The following is a 16696-nucleotide window of genomic DNA, read 5'->3' as shown; positions in this document are numbered from 1 at the left end:
GCATTCAGCTCGCCTCGGTTTGCGGGTGCTGAGCCGTCCCTTCGCGGACGATGCCCGGATGAACACCAATCCCTAGAGGATATTGAAATGGCCGTTCCGAGACGAAAAACTTCGCCGTCGCGCCGTGGCATGCGCCGCTCGGCAGACGCCATCAAGAAGCCGACCTATGTGGAAGACAAGGACTCCGGTGAGCTCCGTCGTCCGCATCATCTCGACCTCAAGACCGGCATGTACAAGGGCCGTCAGGTCCTGAAGAAGAAAGAGTCCTGAGACTCTTCTCAGGCAGGGTTATCCTCAATCAGGATGACGTGACCTGCCTGATTTCGGCCAATCCATGAGATATGACGGTGACGGCGGCGGAGCGAATGCTTCGCCGTCGCATTGTCTTGCCCGAACATATTGATCGAGAAGGCGCTTTGCCGATGGTCGGTTTCCCGCTGCTTCTGATTCCGCTCGCGGTCTACAACATCATCGCCTTCCTGATGCCCAGCGTGTCCTTCTCGGACGTGCTGTTCAAGGTGCCGATGATCACCGGCGAGACCTGGCCGGTGACGCTCGCCGATCTCCTGTTGGCGCTCGGCGTGCTGCTGCTGCTGCTCGAAGTGGTCAAGGGCGCGCGGCCCGGCGCAAAGTTTCTGATGGATCACCTGCTGTCGCTGATCCTGTTCGGTGCGGCCGCGGCCGAATTCGTGATGTGGCCCAAATTCGGCAACTCCACCTACTTCCTGCTGGTGTTGCTCGCGATGGCCGATTTCCTCGGCGGCATCGCCCAGCGCACGCGCCGCCGTATCACCTATGTCGCTGCGGAGACGGTGGCGGTGCCGCGCAAGTCGAAGCGTCAGGCCGAGGCGCCGCCGCCGGCAACAGTGTTCGAGCCGAAGCTCAATCCCGTGCCCGCACCGCAGCCTGAACCGCCGCCCGCGCCCTCGGCGCAATCGGTTGCCGAATCCGTTCTGATGGATCATCCCGCGCCGAAGCCGGGCATCATGCCGTCGCCGGAAATTCCCTCGCCGCATTTGCAGCCGGGCAACGGCACGCCGCCCTCGCCTGAAGAGCCACGCTGATCGGCGTTACGCGACCTGACGCGTGCGTGAGGTGACGCTGGGAAGCGGGCATTTGCCGCCATAGGCCATGCGCGCGTCCTCGGACGAGCCGCGGCGTAGCCGGCTTGCCTGAGGCAGGTGCTCGGCATTCGCGATCAGCTGGGTGACGAAGCTCGGATCGGGGCGCGTCAGCGGCACCTTGCGGACCAACTGCAAAACAGGCGTCAGCGGTACCAGCGCGGTACTCGCTTCCCGCGTTGTCTCTTCGATCTGGTCCGCATTCACCATCGCAACACCGCTGATCCGGTTGAACTGGCGCGTTTTGGGACGCTCGCGCCGGTGCATGTGATGGTCTCGCAAGGCCTATGCCGGTCGAGCCTATTCTGTTCCAGGGCGTCCGGAAACGTGGTTTCCAAATTGTTTATGAACTTTGCCTAGGGTCGGAGGCGAATCTGGCCGTATTCTGTGCCGGCTCAGGACTCCCCGCTGTCCCGAAACGAGGCGCTTTTGACCCCCGCATTGCCGCAAGCCTCCGAAATCCTGGCCGCTCTCGGTCAGGCCGTGTTCGTCTGGGATATCGCGAGCGACGCCATTGTCTGGGGCGAGCAGGTCGGCGCCATCTTTCCCGGCATTCCCGCCGAGCGCCTCGCGACCGGCGCCGAGTTCGCCAGGCTGATCGAGCCCGCGCAGACGGCGCGGAGCGCGGCGCTGGCGCAGACATCTCCCGTGCACGGCACCGACGGCACGCCCTACCGGGTCGAATATGGCGTGCGCATGAGCGCCTCCGATCCTGTGGTCTGGATCGAGGAGACCGGCCGCTGGTTCGCCGGTGCCGACGGCCGCCCAATGCGCGCGATCGGCTCCGTCCGCATCAACAATGAGCGGCGCGCCCGTGACGAGGAGCTGACCAAGCTTGCCCGGCTTGATCCCCTCACCAGCGAGCTCAATCGCTCTCACCTGATCGCGGCGCTGGCCGAAGCGATCGAGGAAACGACCCGCTTCCGCTCGACCGCAGCCTTCATGTTGGTCGGCATCGATCATCTTGCCCGCGTCAACGACGCTTTCGGCTTCGACGTGGCCGATGCCGTGATCCTCGACGTTGCCAAGCGCATTCGCGCGCGCTTACGCGGTGGTGACGTGCTCGGCCGGTTCTCCGGCAACAAGTTCGGCCTCATCCTGAAGAACTGCACCGTCGACGACATGAACGTTGCCGCGGAGCGCTTTCTCGCCGGCGTCCGTGACGAGGTGGTGCCGACCAGATCCGGCCCGGTCTCGGTCACCGTCTCGATCGGTGCGGTCAGCCTGCCGCGCTATGCCCGCAATACCGACGAGGCCATCAACCGCGCCCACGAGACGCTGGATGCCGCCAAGCGCCGTCGCGCCGGCTCGTTCGCCACCTGGCGTCCGAATGCCGAGCGCGATGCGCAGCGCCGCGTCAACATTCGCGTCACCGACGAGATCGTCACCGCGCTCAACGAGCGCCGCATCAAGCTTGCTTACGAGCCGGTGGTATCGGCTGCCACGCGCGAGGGCGCGTTCCACGAATGCCTGGTGCGGATGGACCAGGGCGACGGCCAGGTGCTGCTCGCGCCCGACATCGTTCCGGTCGCCGAGCGGCTCGGCCTCATCCGTCTGGTCGATCACCGCGTGCTCGAGCTCGTGGTTGCCGAGCTCGCGGCCGCACCCGACATCCGCCTCAGCCTCAACATCTCGCCTGACACCACGATGGATCCCGATTGGTGGGCCGGAATCGAATCGCTGATGCGCGCCCATCCCGGCGTCGCCGAGCGGCTGATCGTCGAGATCACCGAGACGGTTGCGATCCAGGACATCGACGACGTCCGCGCCTTCGTCAGCCGCCTCAAGAACTTCGGCAGCAGAATCGCGATCGACGATTTCGGCGCCGGCTACACCTCGTTCCGCAATTTGCGCAAGCTCGGTGTGGACATCGTCAAGATCGACGGCGCCTTCGTCCAGAACATCACGCATTCCGCCGACGACCGCGCCTTCGTGCAGACCCTGATCGACCTCGCCCGCCGCCTCGACATCAAGACCGTCGCCGAATGGGTGCAGGACGAGGAGGCCGCCAACATGCTGCGCGATTGGGGCTGCGACTACATCCAGGGCCGCCTGATCGGACTGGCGTCAGCCGATCGCCCGTGGTGCCCGCCGCCGGACAGTGCGCTGCCCGCGGCAAGCTAACACCCTACGTTTGCGGCTACGCCACGCAGACCCCGGGTACCGCGACCTTCTGGAACAGATGCGGGCTTGCCACCGCCGACGCCGGATAGACCGCGATCTTCGCGCGGAACTCCGAGTGCGTGAAAGCTGCGCGGAAATGCGCATTGGATTCCCAGACCGCATAATTGAGATAGGTCGGACCGTCGCCGACGGCACGGTGGAGCTGGGTCGAGATGAAGCCCGGCTGCCGCTTCATGAAAGCCGCGTCGTCCTGCCAGCTCGTCAGGAAGCTCTGTTCATCCGCCGCATCCAGCGTGAACAAATTGACCAGCACCACGGGGGCGGCGTTGAGTGCGATCTGGCGGTCGATCGGGAAGCTCGGGTCGAGCGGACGCATCTGGGGCATGGCATCACTCCATTCAATTTGGTATCATCATGTCAATTCGACAAGGTGTGACATAGATATCTGACATGATGATGTCAATACAGAGCAATCATTACAAATGACCAAGGCCAGACGCACCCCTTCCGGCGAGGCCCTGACCGGCTTCATCCTCGATCTGTTCCGAGCGAATGGCCTGCTTTTGACCGCCGGTGACCGGCTGGTGGCGTCGCTGGGGCTCACCAGCGCGCGCTGGCAGATCCTGGGCGCGATCGTCGATGCCGAGCGCCCGGAGCCGGTGGCCTGGCTGGCGCGCAATCTTGGCGTCAACCGCCAGAACGTGCAGCGGATCGTCAACGATCTCGCGCGGGATGGCCTCGTCGAATTTGAGACCAATCCGCATCACCGCCGGGCGCAGCTCGTGGTGCTCACCGACAAGGGCAGGCAGGTCTACGATGCAGCCGGTCGCCTCCAGGTTCCGTGGGTCAATGGATTGGCAGATGGCTTGTCAGTGAAGGAGATCGAGACGACTCATCGCGTGATCAGTGTTCTGCGCGATCGGCTCGGCGGAGCCGGCGAGGATTGATTGCGTCGCGCCTCACGCCACGCGACGGACCGCGCCTAGCGTCTCGATGGTGAGTCCCACCTCGGCTGCCGGGCAGGGCTTGCCGAAGTAATATCCCTGCACCGCGGTGCAGCCGCATTCCCTGACGAATTCGAGCTGTTCCACCGTCTCGACGCCTTCCGCCGTTGTCTCGACGCCGAGCACGGAGCCGAGGCTCGCGATGGTGCGAACGATGGCGACGCTCTCGGGGCTTTCGCCGAGCGTGCCGACGAAGGAGCGGTCGATCTTGATGCGATCGAACGGGAATTTGCGCAAGTAACTCAGCGAAGAGTAGCCGACGCCGAAATCGTCGAGACTGACGCGCACGCCGAGGGCACGGAGCTGGTGCAGGATTTCGATCGTCGCTTCGCTGTCATCGAGCAGCGCCGTCTCGGTGACCTCGAGCTCGAGCCGCTGCGGCGGCAGGCCGGCTTCTGCAAGCGCGCTCGTCACCATCGCCACCAGTCCGCGCGAACGGAACTGCACCGGCGACAAATTGACCGCGACCGTGACATCCGGCCACGAGGCCGCCGTGGCGCAGGCCGTACGCAGCACCCATTCGCCGATCGGAACGATCAGCCCGTTCTCTTCGGCGATCGGAATGAATTCGGCCGGCGAGACCAGGCCACGCGACGGATGCTTCCAGCGCAGCAGCGCCTCGAAGCCGGTCAGCTCGGTGGTGTCGAGCCGCACCTGCGGCTGGAACACCAGATGGAATTGGTTGGCTTCCAGCGCGCCGCGCAGGTCGTGCTCCAGCGCATGCCGGCTGCGCGCCTCTTCTTCCATTTCAGGCTCGAACAGCTGATAGGCACCGCGCCCCTTGGCCTTGGCCTGGTAGAGCGCGAGATCGGCGCATTTCATCAGTTCGTCGGCGTCGAGGCCGTGGTCGGGCGCGATCGCGATGCCGACGGAGACGCCGACATGGATCGACTGGCTCTCCAGCGGCGGCGGATGGCCGATGATCTCGACCAGGCGCCGCGCAAGCCGTTCTGCCGATTGCGGCTGCGGTCCGCGCTGGAGCACGGCGAACTCGTCGCCGCCGAGACGGGCGACAGTGTCGTGCTCGCCGACATTCTCCTTCAGCCGTGCTGCGACCCAGCGCAGCAGGCGGTCGCCGGCGGCGTGGCCGAGCCGGTCGTTGACGGTCTTGAAATTGTCGAGGTCGAAGCAGAGCACGGCCATCGCGCCGCCGGCGATCGCGACCTGGTTCAGCCCCTCGCCCATCTTCTCGCGGAACAGCGTGCGGTTGGGCAGGTCGGTGAGGGAATCGTGCTGCGCCATGTGCGCGACCCGGGCCTGGGCCTTGTGACGCTCGGTGACGTCCTCATAGGTGACGACCCAGCCGCCATGCTCCATCCGCTTGTGGTTCAGCTTGATGATGCGGCCGTCGCTCAGATGGCGGTGCAGCGTGTGCTCGCCCTCGCGCAGCCGCTCGACATAGTCGGCATAGATCTTGGCGGCGGTGGTGTTCGGATGGATGCCGAGATCGCAGCTGTGCTCCATGATCTCGCGCATCGAGACGCCGGGCTTCACGATGTCGGGCGACAGGCCGTACATCTCGATGTAGCGGCGGTTGCAGACGATCACGTGCAGGCTTGCATCGAGCATGCACAGGCCCTGGCTCATGTTGTTCAGCGCCGCGTCGAAGCGGCGATACTGCTCGCTCAGCTCCTCGACCGCGCGTTCGCGCTCGGTGATGTCCTCATAGGTGGCGACGAAGCCGCCCTCGGGCAGCGCGCAATAGCGAACCGAGATCACCGTGTCGTTGGTCATGCTTCGCCGCATCGGCGAGGAATCGCGGTTCGCGATCCGGGTGCGGGCGGTTTCCAGGATCTGCTGCGGGCTGTATTCGGAGGAGAAGGCGCCGTTCGCCATCGAGCGTTCGATCAGCTCGGCGAGATGTGTGCCGGGCTTGCTCTCCTCCGGCGACAGCCGGTAGATCTCCTGGTAGGTGGAATTACAGGTGCGCAGGCGCATGTCGCTGTCGTAGAACGCGAGCCCATGCGCCATGTTTTCGAGCGCGGCATCCAGCATGAGGTTCTGCTGCTTCAGCGTCTCTTCGTGCTGCAGCCGCTCGGTGACGTCTTCATGCACGGTAACCCAGCCGCCGTCGGGCATGAACCGGGATACGGCCTGGACCCTGCGGCCGTCATAGCGCGTCACGAGAACGGTTTTCGGGCTCCTGGTCCGGACGTCGTTGATCCGGGCATCGCGGAACTCCTCTCCGGACATGTCCGCTCTGTTGCCGCGCGACAGCCAGTGGTCGATGGCGGTGCTGTGCGCGACACCCGGTTTCACGACGTTGCGGTCGAGGTTGTAGAATTGCAAGAACCGCTCGTTGCAGACGACGATGCGGCTATTGGCATCATACATGATCAGGCCGTGCGACATGTGCGCGAGCGCATGCTGGCTGCGTTCGGTCTGGAGTTGCAGCTCGGTCTCAAGTCGGGCGAGGCGGCTGACATCGTCGCAGATCGTCATCCAGCCACCGCCGGGAAGCGGCTTCAGTTCAAGCGTGATGACAAGGCCGCTGGCGAGCGTTTGCCGGGTCTGGAACGGCTTGCCGGCCGCGATCAATGCGATCCGTGAAGCATAGAGCGCGTCGAGTTCATCCGCTGGAATGTTTCCGCGCGCCATGCTGTGGGCAAGCACGTCGCGATAGCTCGTTCCGAGCCGAACGATGTCGGGCGACATGTTGAACAGCGTCAGGTAGCGTGTATTGACCAGCACGATCCGGTTATCGGCGTCGTAGACACAGACGCCCTGTTCCATGCCATCGAGTGCAAGCTGGCTCAGCCCAAGCAGGCCGTCCTGGCCTTGCTCGCGGCGTGCACCGAGCTCGCTGTCGCTTGTCGACGTCATGGGATCAGTGGATCTCGGCGGAAATAGACTTAACGCAACGTCATTCAGCCACTGAGCGTAGCGAAGAGGCGGGAAAATTCCCTTAAGCGCCGTAGTTTACGGAGGGTGACTGGTAATGAAGAGAGCGAGTGTCCGGAATCGCGCAACAAATCTAGGTGCCGTCCGGGCGGAGGCCGGGACCACACCGTCTTTGCTGTAAGAGCGTACCGTCCCTACGGCCCGTAGAGTACGAGTTCCGTATCCGTGAGATCAGCCAGCCGCGGGCGGTGCGGACCTTTGAAATATTTGCGGCCGCGCCGCTCGGTATAAATACCGACCATGCCGGGGATGGGCTCGTTAGAATCGACGAAAACCGAGATCTTGCCCAGCCGCAACAGCAGCCGGCCGATACGGCCGGCACAGGCGGCGTATTCGGAAGCATTGCGACAGTAGATCAGCTGCATCGCCGGCGGCGCGATGAAACCGCGGCGGATGCGCACCGGTTGCAGGATGAAGGGGAAGACGCCCTTCGGCGTGCGGCAGACCAGGCTCAGGCAATTGTAGCGTGCATGCCGCGTCAGCAGCTCGGTCTCATCATCGGTGAGCCCCTCGATCTGCTTGGTATGCTGCGAGATGACCTCGATCTTGCTCCAGCGTGGTGCGCGCGACAGTGCCGGCACCGAGACGAACAGCCCGCGGCAATAGGCGCGAAAGCCCTGCGTCTCGATGAGCGGCCAGGTCCACGGCGCCGGGCTGATATTGAGGTAAGTGACGTGCTTGTGCCGCTGCGCGATCTTGGTCAGCAGCGGCGCGTAATTGCGGTAAGCCGGCTCGACATACCAGCTCGACAGATTGCACTGGATGGCGGTCTCCTCGCCATCCTTGCGCGTCGTGTAGATCAGCAGCAGCACGCCGACCGGCGCGCCGTCATTGTCGAGCATGTAGCCGAAGCGCGGATAGCCGTCCGGCACCGGCCGGAAGGCCTGTCGGCGCAGGCCCTGGATCCAGTAATTGCGCGAGCGGCCGACGAAGCCGCGCGTCAACAGGTCCGCGACCGCATCGACGTCGGCTTCAGTGATCTCGCGACATCGGACCTTGGTGTGGATCACGCTCGTCTTACCCGTGGAAATGGGAGGCCCCTTACCTTAGCGCCAACCTTCGCCGTGAGCGTCAGCCGCGACTTGCGGCTGCATGCCAAGAATGTCCCGCACCTTGGTGGGCCAGGCGGAGACATCGGTGCCGTGGGTGTGGAACATCGCGACCGCCAGGCGATCCATGCCGAAGGCGACGCAGCCGGTGTGCGCAGGCTCGCCATTGGCGTCCTGGATGCCCCAGGTCGTTCCGAAATGTTCGCGGTGATAGTTGAAGCTCATGCAGGCGGTCGGCTGCTCTTCCGAGCGGAGCGGGATCAGCAGCTCGAACTTCAGCTGCTGCTGCTTCTGGCTCACCGCCTTCATCTGTCCGACGCGGCCGAAGAAGGGATCGCTGGCATAGTCGACGCGGAAGGTCAGGCCGAGATCGGTCGCGATCGCCTGCGCGCGCACCATCCAGCGCTCGCGGAAGTCGGCGACGTCATCGGGGGTGCCGATGCAGACATATTCGCGCATCCGGAACGATTGCAGCCGGTCGAGATGTTTCGACGGCTCGCGACGGAAGCAGTCGGCCGCGACGTCGAAGCGCAGGCCGCCCTTCGGCAGCTGGCCGCGGCTCGCCGCGATCGGATAGACGGGATAGCAGGCCGCGGGCGACAGCACGAGGTCGGCCGGCGACAGCGACGAGGTCCAGTCGCCGCCGGCATCGAAGCGGCTCACCGCGGCGTTGATCTCGCGTTCGGTACCATGCAGGCCGCAGACGCAGCCGAGCAGGTTCGGGAAGCTCTTGAGGTAGCCGGACTTTTCCAGCTGGGCGCGGCTCATCACCGGCGGGAAGCGCATCACCTCGGTGCCGGCTTCGCGATTGCTCGTGATCAGTGCGGCGAGACGTTCAACAACGCCCTCATAGAGCGCGGTGCGGGCGTAGACGCCGTCCGACCCCATCGGGTGGAACAGCTTGTCGGCGAGATGATCGAGCGGATCCGTGGCCTGCGGTGCGGTCTCGGGCGAAACGGGGAGAACAGCAATGTTCATGTTCGACTTCCTGTTATCGGCAATTATTCTTGTTGGTCTCGAAAGCACGTCGGTCGCGAAGGCTTATTAGTCACGAAGGCTTGCCGGAATGCCGCTCATCAAGGTCGAGGTGGCGGCATTGGCCAGAATACGGTCGTTGTTGATCATGATCGGGGACGACAGCACGTCGCGAAGATGGCGGCCCATCGTGAACTCGCCGTCGTTGCGATAGCCGGACAGGCCCGCGGTACGCATCGCATGCATCACGGTTTCGACCGCGAGCTCGGAGGCCTGGACCTTCAACAGCGTGATCGATGACTGGAAATCGAGCGAGCCGAGCGCGCGCTCGTCATGCTCGGCGCCGGCGAAGGCGTCGACATTGGCTGCGATCAGCGCGCGCAGTTTTGCGAGCGACATCTTCGCGGCGGTGAAGTGCGCAGCCGCCGGCGGCATCTGGCCACCGGAGCTGCGGGCCGCCTTGCGGACGAAGGCCTGCGCACGCGTGACCGAGGCCGCGGCAATGCCGGCCCAGGCGGACGACCAGCATAGATGCGCGAACGGCGTCATGGTCTGGGCGTGGATCTTGTCATAGGCTTCCGGGAAGACACGGTCGGCGGGGCAATCAACCTTCAGCTCGAAGCCGGTCGAGCAGGTGCCGCGCATGCCGAGCGTTTCCCACCCCTGCGTCTGCTTCAGCGAATAATCGTCCTTGGCGAGCGCCAGCAGGACCTGGTCGGAAGCCGCAGCCTCGGTGGCGCGGCGGGCGATGGTGACGAGGCCGTCGGCTTGGGCGCCGTAGGAGATCACGGTGGCGTCGCGCACGAGCGAGACGGTGTCGCCGGCGTGGTCGACCGCGGCCGCGCTGGCGCGGATGTTGCCGCCGTTCTGACCCTCGGTGGTGGAGGAGGCGAGCAGCCACTGGTCGCGGGCGACCCGGCGCATCATGGTCTCCATCCAGGGAATGCCGTGTCCGTGGCGGATCACGCAGGCGACCTTGGTCGTATGCATCGCGTAGATCATCGCAGTCGAGGCGCAGGCGCGCCCGAGCGTGTAGCAGATGTCGGTGACATCGTAGATCGAGGCGCCGAAGCCGCCGAACTCGACCGGGATCATGACGCCGAGCAGTTTCTGCTCGCGCGCGGTGTCGAAAGCCTTGTGGGGGAAGCGGGCGTCGCGATCGACGCCGTCAGCGTCGGCTGCCGCCACGGTGGCGGTGCGAGCCGCACGCTCGATCAAGGAAGGACCTTCGAAAAGACTCGCTTGCGTCTCGTCGACAGCCAGGACTGCTTCACGCACGTTCATGCTCGTCCGCCTCCGTTTCGCCGTTCGAAACCGCAGGCATCATTTGCGATGCCGTTCGCGATCATCCGACCATCTTTGCTTGTGATCTGAGGCTACGGATTTAATTCAAATTCGTCGATGAAATAGAGGGTAAACGAACCGCAATTCCGGACGAACAGTTAAGGGCCGGTTGTTTGCGTCGGCGAGAATCCCGATGTCACGTTAGGGATTTGGAAGAAGCCCGAATTTCAGACAATCTGAGTCATCGTTTACTAAGAAACGCGAAGTAATGGTGCCGCCCATTGCGGGATCGGCCGGTCGTGCCCATCGTACCCGGCAACCGGCCGACCTTTTATGGACAGATGGAAATTTGCCAATGCAGGCTTTCGATACCGATTTGCGTAATCGCATCACCAAGCTGGTGAAGGGCATCCTCGCGCAGAATTCGCTCACCGCCGACGTCACGCCGTCGACGAAGCTCGTCGATGCCGGCTTGACCTCGATGGACATGGTGAATCTGATGCTGGGCGTCGAAGCCGAGTTCGACTTCACCATTCCGCAGACCGAGATCACGCCCGAGAATTTCCAGTCCGTCGAGACGCTGGAACGCATGGTCGCGACGCAGTTGAAGTTGGCGGCCGCGGCTTAAGCCGCGGACGCCGCTCTCTCTCCTGGGTCGTTCCTGCGAACGCAGGGACCCATAACCCCAGGGAGAAGTTTGACGAAGATCGGTCGTTCGGGATTACGACCAACCACCTCGATAGATTTCGCGGTATGGGTCCCCGCGTTCGCGGGGACGACATCTCGTGCGTGGTGAGCGCCGCCGCCCCCCACACCACTGGCATCATCTCACCACCCCGTTCCAAAACCGCCGCAAAACTGGCATAGCTTAACCATGTCGCACGTAGCTGACAGGGTGGAGCAGGCATGACGCAGGCGGTATTGGGCATCATCGGCGGCTCCGGCATCTACGACCTGCCGGGACTCGAAGGCGCGCACGAAGAGGTGATCAGGAGCCCCTGGGGCGAGGCGTCGGCGCCGGTGCGGCGCGGCACCATCGCAGGCCTGCCGATCGTGTTCCTGCCGCGCCACGACAAGGGCCACCGCCTGTCGCCCTCCGACATCAACTATCGCGCCAATATCGACGTGCTGAAGCGCGCCGGCGTCACCGACCTGATCTCGCTGTCGGCCTGTGGTTCCTTCAAGGAAGAGATGCCGCCCGGCACCTTCGTTCTCGTCGACCAGTTCGTCGACCGCACGCACAAGCGCGAGAGCTCGTTCTTCGGCAAGGGCTGCGTCGCGCATGTCTCGATGGCGCATCCGGTCTCGCCGCGGCTGCGGATTCATTTGGCCGCTGCGGCCGAAGCCGAGGGCATCGCGATCGCGCGCGGCGGTACCTATGTCTGCATGGAGGGACCGCAATTCTCCACCTATGCGGAAAGCATGACGTACAAGACGCTGGGCTATTCCGTGATCGGCATGACCAACATGCCCGAAGCAAAACTCGCCCGCGAGGCCGAGATTTGCTACGCGACGGTCGCGATGGTGACGGATTTCGACTGCTGGCACCCCGATCATGATGCCGTCACGGTGCAGGACATCATCCGCGTGCTGACTTCCAACGCCGACAAAGCCAAGGCGCTGGTGGCGCGGCTGGCCAGGGAGTTTCCCCGTGAGCACGAGCCGTGCCCGATCGGCTCGGACCGTGCGCTCGACACCGCGCTGATCACCGCGCCCGAGGCGCGCGATCCCGAGCTTCTGAAGAAGCTCGATGCGGTGGCCGGGCGCATCCTGCGCGGTTGAGATGCAAGACAAGGACGAAAAGGCAGAATGCCATGAAGGTCGACGGTAAGCATTTCCGCAGCATCTGGCGCGAGCGCGACGGCTGGTCGGTCGGCGCGATCGACCAGCGCAGGCTGCCGCATGAGTTCGTTGTTGCGAAGCTGACCTCGTGCGAGGACGCCGCGGTCGCCATCCGCGATATGCTGGTGCGTGGCGCGCCGTTGATCGGTGCCACCGCGGCCTATGGCATGGCGCTGGCGATGCGCGAGGACGCCTCCGACGCGGGCTTGAAACGCGCCTACGATACGCTCGTGGTGACGCGGCCGACCGCGATCAATCTGAAATGGGCGCTGGACGAAATGCGCGCGACGCTCGCGCCGATCGATCCGGTTGAGCGGGCGGAAGCCGCCTATGCGCGTGCCGACGAGATCGTCGAGCAGGACGTCGAGATCAACCGCGGCATTGCCGCCAACGGTCTCGCGCTGATCGAGGCGATCGTTGCGAAGAAGAGGCCGGGCGAGACGATCAACGTGCTGACCCATTGCAACGCCGGCTGGCTCGCCACCGTCGACTGGGGGACCGCAACCGCGCCGATCTATCTCGCGCAAGAACGCGGCATCAAGATCCATGTCTGGGTCGATGAGACCCGGCCGCGCAATCAGGGCGCGTCGCTGACCGCCTGGGAACTTGGCCATCACGGCGTGCCGCACACGGTGATCCCCGACAACACCGGCGGGCATCTGATGCAGCATGGCATGGTCGATCTCGCCATCGTCGGCACCGACCGCGTCGCCGCCAATGGCGACGTCTGCAACAAGATCGGCACCTATCTGAAGGCGCTCGCCGCGCATGACAACAACGTGCCGTTCTACGTTGCGCTGCCGTCGCCGACGATCGACTTCGCCGTCAATGACGGCATTCGCGACATTCCGATCGAGCAGCGCAGCGGAGCAGAGGTTACCGACATGACCGGCCGTACCGCGGACGGCAGGCTGGAGACCGTGCGCATCGTGCCGGAGGGATCGCCGGTCGCGAACTACGGCTTCGACGTGACCCCGGCGCGGCTCGTCACCGGGCTCATCACCGAGCGTGGTGTGCTGAAGCCGGATCGTGCGTCGCTGGCGGCAGCGTTTCCGGAGCGGATCGCGTCTGCCGCGGAGTAAGCTCTCGTAGGGTGGGCAAAGGCGCGGAAGCGCCGTGCCCACCATCTGCCTGTGGTGGGCACGCCTCCGCTTTGCCCACCCTACGGCGCTACGCCTCGCAACAACGAGTTGCCTACCCCAGCTTCAACCCCGTCGCCGCCTCGAGCTCGGCGATCGCTTGCGCGCCGCTCGCCACCTTGATCGTGGTCATGCCCATCTCGCGCGCGGGTTTCAGATTGACGCCGAGGTCGTCGAGATAAACGCACTTCTTCGGATCGACCTTCAGCGTCTCGACCATCAGCTGGTAAATCCGAGGGTCCGGTTTGCGCAGGCCGATCTTGGCGGATTCGATGACGTGGTCGAACAGCACCATGACCTCGGCGACGTAGAGCGAACGCCCGGTCATGCTGCCGATGGCGTTGGCCGGCAAATTGTTGGTGATGCAGCCGGTCTTGAACCTGGCCTTGATGCGCTTCAGGGCCTCGACCATCTCAGGACGCAGATCGCCTTGAAGCAGCGGCAGCACCTCGCGGCCGCGTACTTCGGCGCCGAGTGCACGCGACTCCTCTGCGAACAGCTTATCGAACGTGTCGACGTCGACCTCGGCGCGCTCGAACTTGGCCCAGGCGTTCTCCAGATGATTGGCGGCGTTGGTGCGCCGGATGATGTCGACGGGCAGGCCGCGTTCGGTCTCGAACCGCGAAAACGCCTCGAACGGCGAGCTCGTCAACACGCCGCCAAAATCAAAGATCACAGCCTCGATCGTCACTATCCTGCCCTCGTCAATTCCTTTCCAAGAGGGCTAGCATGCGCTATCGGCAAGGGCCAGTCCGAAGCCGATGCTGACGCCAGAGCGTGTTCCCATGAAGAAGCTTGCAACTCTCATCGTATCCGCGCTGCTGCTCGCCACGCCCGCGCATGCGATCGTCGGCGGCGGCACGCCGCAGACCGATGGCGTCGCGCGTGCGGTCGTCACCATCGTGGGCTCGCGCGGCAATTTCTGCACCGGCAGCCTGATCGCACCCAAACTGGTGCTCACCGTCGCGCACTGTGTGCAGCCCGGCGCGGACTACAAGATCGTCGATCGCGGCGCGGACGGCGCGCCGCAACTGCTGAACGTGCGTACTGTCGCGATCCATCCAGGCTTCAACATGCAGGCGATGCTGGCGCATCGTGCCACCGCCGACGTGGCATTGCTGCAACTGGAAATTCCACTCAAGGGAAAATCGACAGTGTCGGTCGGCATGCCGAATATTCCAATCCAGGTTGGCAGCCGCTTCACCATCGCCGGTATCGGCGTCACCGTGCGCGGCGATGGCAAGAGCGGCGGCGCGATTCGCGTTGCCAGTCTCGCGGCCACAGGTCAGCCCGGCACGTTCCAGATCCGCCTGGTCGATCCCGTAACCAACGGTGTTCGCGACGGAATCGGCGCCTGCACCGGTGATTCCGGCGGCCCCGTGTTCGAAGACAAGCCGAATGGCGCCGTGCTTGTCGGCGTCATCAGCTGGTCGACGGGACCAAATGGTGCCGCCGGCTGCGGCGGATTGACGGGCGTCACGCCGCTGACGCTCTATCGCGACTGGATCTTGCAGACAGCGCGGAGCTGGGGCGCGGCGTTGTAGTTTGATCGCGACTTGATCTATGTCATTTTGCTGAGGAAGCGCGGTTGGCAACCATGCCCGTCGCGGAGGAAACGCGTCGTCCGATCAAGGGCGGCCACAAAAACAAGCAAGGCATAGAAACAACAATGAATGTCGCTGTTCGCAGTCACGCCACCACCAAACAGGCTTCGGAACATTTCGACGTGCTGATCGTCGGCGCCGGCATCTCCGGTATCGGCAGCGCCTACCATATCGAGAAGCAGCTTCCGGGCACGAGCTATGTCATCCTGGAAACGCAGGCGACGTTCGGCGGCACCTGGAGCACCCATCGCTATCCCGGCATCCGCTCCGACAGCGACCTCCACACCTTCGGCTACAGCTTCAAGCCCTGGGTCGGACCGCCGATTGCGACGGCCGAGGAGATCCTCGCCTACATGAACGAGGTGATCGACGACAACGATATCGCTCGCCATATCCGCTACAAGCACAAGATCAATTCGGCGAGCTGGTCGAGCGAACAGAACCTCTGGACCATCGAGGCGGTGACGACCGATACCGGCGAAGCCCGGATCTTCACCGCGAACTTCCTCTGGATGTGCCAAGGCTATTACCGCCATTCGGAAGGCTACACGCCGGAATGGAAGGGCATGGATCGCTTCAAGGGTCGCATCGTCCATCCGCAGACCTGGCCTGATGATATCGATCTCAAGGCCAAGAAGGTCGTCGTCATCGGCTCGGGCGCGACGGCTGCGACATTGGTGCCGAACATCGCGGACGAATGCGCGCATGTCACCATGCTCCAGCGCTCGCCGACCTATTTCCGCCTGGGGCGCAATGCGATCGAGATCGCCGAGGAATTGCGCCGGCTTCAGGTCGACGAGGCCTGGATTCACGAGATCGTCCGCCGCAAGATTCTGTTCGAGCAGGATGCATTTACAAAACTCTGCCTGTCGAAGCCGGAGCAGGTGAAGAAGGAGCTGATCGGCCAGATCAGCGCCGTGCTCGGCGCGGACTACGACGTCGAGACGCATTTCACGCCGAGTTATCGTCCGTGGCGGCAGCGTATCGCCTTCGTGCCCGATGCGGACCTCTTCAAGGGCATTGCCAGCGGCAAGGCTTCCGTCGTCACCGACGAGATCGAATGTTTCGTCGAGAACGGCATCCAGCTCAAATCCGGCAAGCTGCTGGAGGCCGATGTCATCGTCACCGCGACCGGCTTCAACCTGTCGGCGCTCGGCGACATCGCCTTCGAGATCGACGGCAAGCCGCTGGCTTTCGGCGACACCGTCACCTATCGCGGCATGATGTTCACGGGCGTGCCGAACCTGGTCTGGGTGTTCGGCTATTTCCGCGCGAGCTGGACCTTGCGTGTGGATCTCGTCGCGGACTTTGTCTGCCGGCTGCTCGGCCACATGAAGGCGAAGGGTAGCAAGAAGGTCGAGGTGGCCTTGCGCGCCGAAGACCACAACATGCCGATCCTGCCCTGGATCGATCCGGAAAACTTCAACCCCGGCTACATCACGCGCCATATGAACCTGTTGCCCAAGCGCGGCGACAAGCCGGAATGGCAGCACAGCCAGGATTACTGGACCGAGAAGGACGAGATCCCGAAGACGGATCTGGACGACAAGGCGTTTGTCTATGGGTGAGGGGTGTTCGCGGGTCGTTGTGTAATCACAGCTGCCGCCACGTCCTCCGCCGTCGTCCCCGGCCTAGTGCGCAATTGCGCACGGG

The 16696-nt window shown here is 64.0% G+C and carries 16 protein-coding genes; 9 read left to right on the top strand and 7 right to left on the bottom strand.

Annotated features, from left to right (window positions below; genetic code table 11):
- Window positions 1-87: 87 nt before the first annotated feature.
- Window positions 88-270, top strand: coding sequence for a 50S ribosomal protein L32 (gene rpmF / locus NLM32_RS45210; protein WP_007598106.1), 183 nt, complete (start codon window positions 88-90; stop codon window positions 268-270).
- A gap of 152 nt (window positions 271-422) precedes the next feature.
- Window positions 423-1064, top strand: coding sequence for a hypothetical protein (locus NLM32_RS45205; protein WP_254135086.1), 642 nt, complete (start codon window positions 423-425; stop codon window positions 1062-1064).
- A gap of 6 nt (window positions 1065-1070) precedes the next feature.
- On the opposite strand, the gene NLM32_RS45200 is transcribed toward NLM32_RS45205, so the two are convergent.
- Window positions 1071-1331 (bottom strand): hypothetical protein, encoded by a 261-nt coding sequence (locus tag NLM32_RS45200; RefSeq protein ID WP_254135566.1) that lies wholly within the window; start codon window positions 1329-1331, stop codon window positions 1071-1073.
- 219 nt (window positions 1332-1550) lie between these two features.
- On the opposite strand from NLM32_RS45200, the gene NLM32_RS45195 reads away from it, so the two are divergent.
- On the top strand, window positions 1551-3245 hold the full coding sequence (locus NLM32_RS45195; protein ID WP_254135085.1) for a bifunctional diguanylate cyclase/phosphodiesterase: 1695 nt from the start codon (window positions 1551-1553) through the stop codon (window positions 3243-3245).
- A gap of 16 nt (window positions 3246-3261) precedes the next feature.
- Here the strand turns inward: NLM32_RS45195 and NLM32_RS45190 are convergent, their stop codons facing one another.
- Window positions 3262-3630 carry an antibiotic biosynthesis monooxygenase gene (locus tag NLM32_RS45190; protein WP_254135084.1) on the bottom strand — a complete coding sequence of 123 codons (369 nt, stop codon included), beginning with the start codon at window positions 3628-3630 and terminating at the stop codon, window positions 3262-3264.
- Between the two features lie 97 nt (window positions 3631-3727).
- On the opposite strand from NLM32_RS45190, the gene NLM32_RS45185 reads away from it, so the two are divergent.
- Entirely contained in the window at window positions 3728-4192 is a 465-nt protein-coding gene (locus NLM32_RS45185) for a MarR family winged helix-turn-helix transcriptional regulator (RefSeq protein WP_254135083.1), read from the top strand.
- Window positions 4193-4204: 12 nt separating this feature from the next.
- On the opposite strand, the gene NLM32_RS45180 is transcribed toward NLM32_RS45185, so the two are convergent.
- The 4 genes from NLM32_RS45180 to NLM32_RS45165 form a co-directional block, all read right to left on the bottom strand.
- Window positions 4205-7072 (bottom strand): PAS-domain containing protein, encoded by a 2868-nt coding sequence (locus NLM32_RS45180; protein WP_254135082.1) that lies wholly within the window; start codon window positions 7070-7072, stop codon window positions 4205-4207.
- Window positions 7073-7284: 212 nt separating this feature from the next.
- The gene (locus NLM32_RS45175; protein WP_254135081.1) at window positions 7285-8160 is read right to left on the bottom strand and encodes an acyl-CoA acyltransferase; all 876 of its coding nucleotides are present in this window, start codon (window positions 8158-8160) and stop codon (window positions 7285-7287) included.
- A gap of 36 nt (window positions 8161-8196) precedes the next feature.
- A complete protein-coding gene (locus NLM32_RS45170; RefSeq protein WP_254135080.1) occupies window positions 8197-9177 on the bottom strand; it encodes an amino acid--[acyl-carrier-protein] ligase in 981 nt (326 codons plus the stop codon).
- A gap of 66 nt (window positions 9178-9243) precedes the next feature.
- Entirely contained in the window at window positions 9244-10458 is a 1215-nt protein-coding gene (locus NLM32_RS45165; protein ID WP_254135079.1) for an acyl-CoA dehydrogenase family protein, read from the bottom strand.
- Window positions 10459-10813: 355 nt separating this feature from the next.
- Between NLM32_RS45165 and NLM32_RS45160 the strand changes: the two genes are divergently transcribed.
- From NLM32_RS45160 to mtnA, 3 genes are all read left to right on the top strand, one after another.
- Window positions 10814-11086: a phosphopantetheine-binding protein gene (locus NLM32_RS45160; protein ID WP_254135078.1), complete on the top strand. Its 273-nt coding sequence runs from the start codon at window positions 10814-10816 to the stop codon at window positions 11084-11086.
- Window positions 11087-11364: 278 nt separating this feature from the next.
- Window positions 11365-12240 (top strand): S-methyl-5'-thioadenosine phosphorylase, encoded by an 876-nt coding sequence (locus NLM32_RS45155; RefSeq protein WP_254135077.1) that lies wholly within the window; start codon window positions 11365-11367, stop codon window positions 12238-12240.
- 32 nt (window positions 12241-12272) lie between these two features.
- Window positions 12273-13382 (top strand): S-methyl-5-thioribose-1-phosphate isomerase, encoded by a 1110-nt coding sequence (mtnA, locus tag NLM32_RS45150; RefSeq protein WP_254135076.1) that lies wholly within the window; start codon window positions 12273-12275, stop codon window positions 13380-13382.
- A 112-nt stretch (window positions 13383-13494) separates the two neighbouring features.
- Here the strand turns inward: mtnA and NLM32_RS45145 are convergent, their stop codons facing one another.
- Window positions 13495-14130: an HAD-IA family hydrolase gene (locus NLM32_RS45145; protein WP_254135075.1), complete on the bottom strand. Its 636-nt coding sequence runs from the start codon at window positions 14128-14130 to the stop codon at window positions 13495-13497.
- Between the two features lie 94 nt (window positions 14131-14224).
- Between NLM32_RS45145 and NLM32_RS45140 the strand changes: the two genes are divergently transcribed.
- Window positions 14225-14983, top strand: a complete 759-nt coding sequence (locus tag NLM32_RS45140) for a trypsin-like serine protease (protein WP_254135074.1) — start codon at window positions 14225-14227, stop codon at window positions 14981-14983.
- 125 nt (window positions 14984-15108) lie between these two features.
- A complete protein-coding gene (locus NLM32_RS45135; RefSeq protein ID WP_254135073.1) occupies window positions 15109-16611 on the top strand; it encodes an NAD(P)/FAD-dependent oxidoreductase in 1503 nt (500 codons plus the stop codon).
- Window positions 16612-16696: the final 85 nt, after the last annotated feature.

Origin of the sequence: Bradyrhizobium sp. CCGUVB14, from assembly GCF_024199935.1 — a bacterium.
Taxonomy (GTDB): domain Bacteria; phylum Pseudomonadota; class Alphaproteobacteria; order Rhizobiales; family Xanthobacteraceae; genus Bradyrhizobium.
The sequence above is the reverse complement of the archived record's forward strand: the minus strand, read 5'-3'. Positions and strand labels throughout refer to the sequence as shown.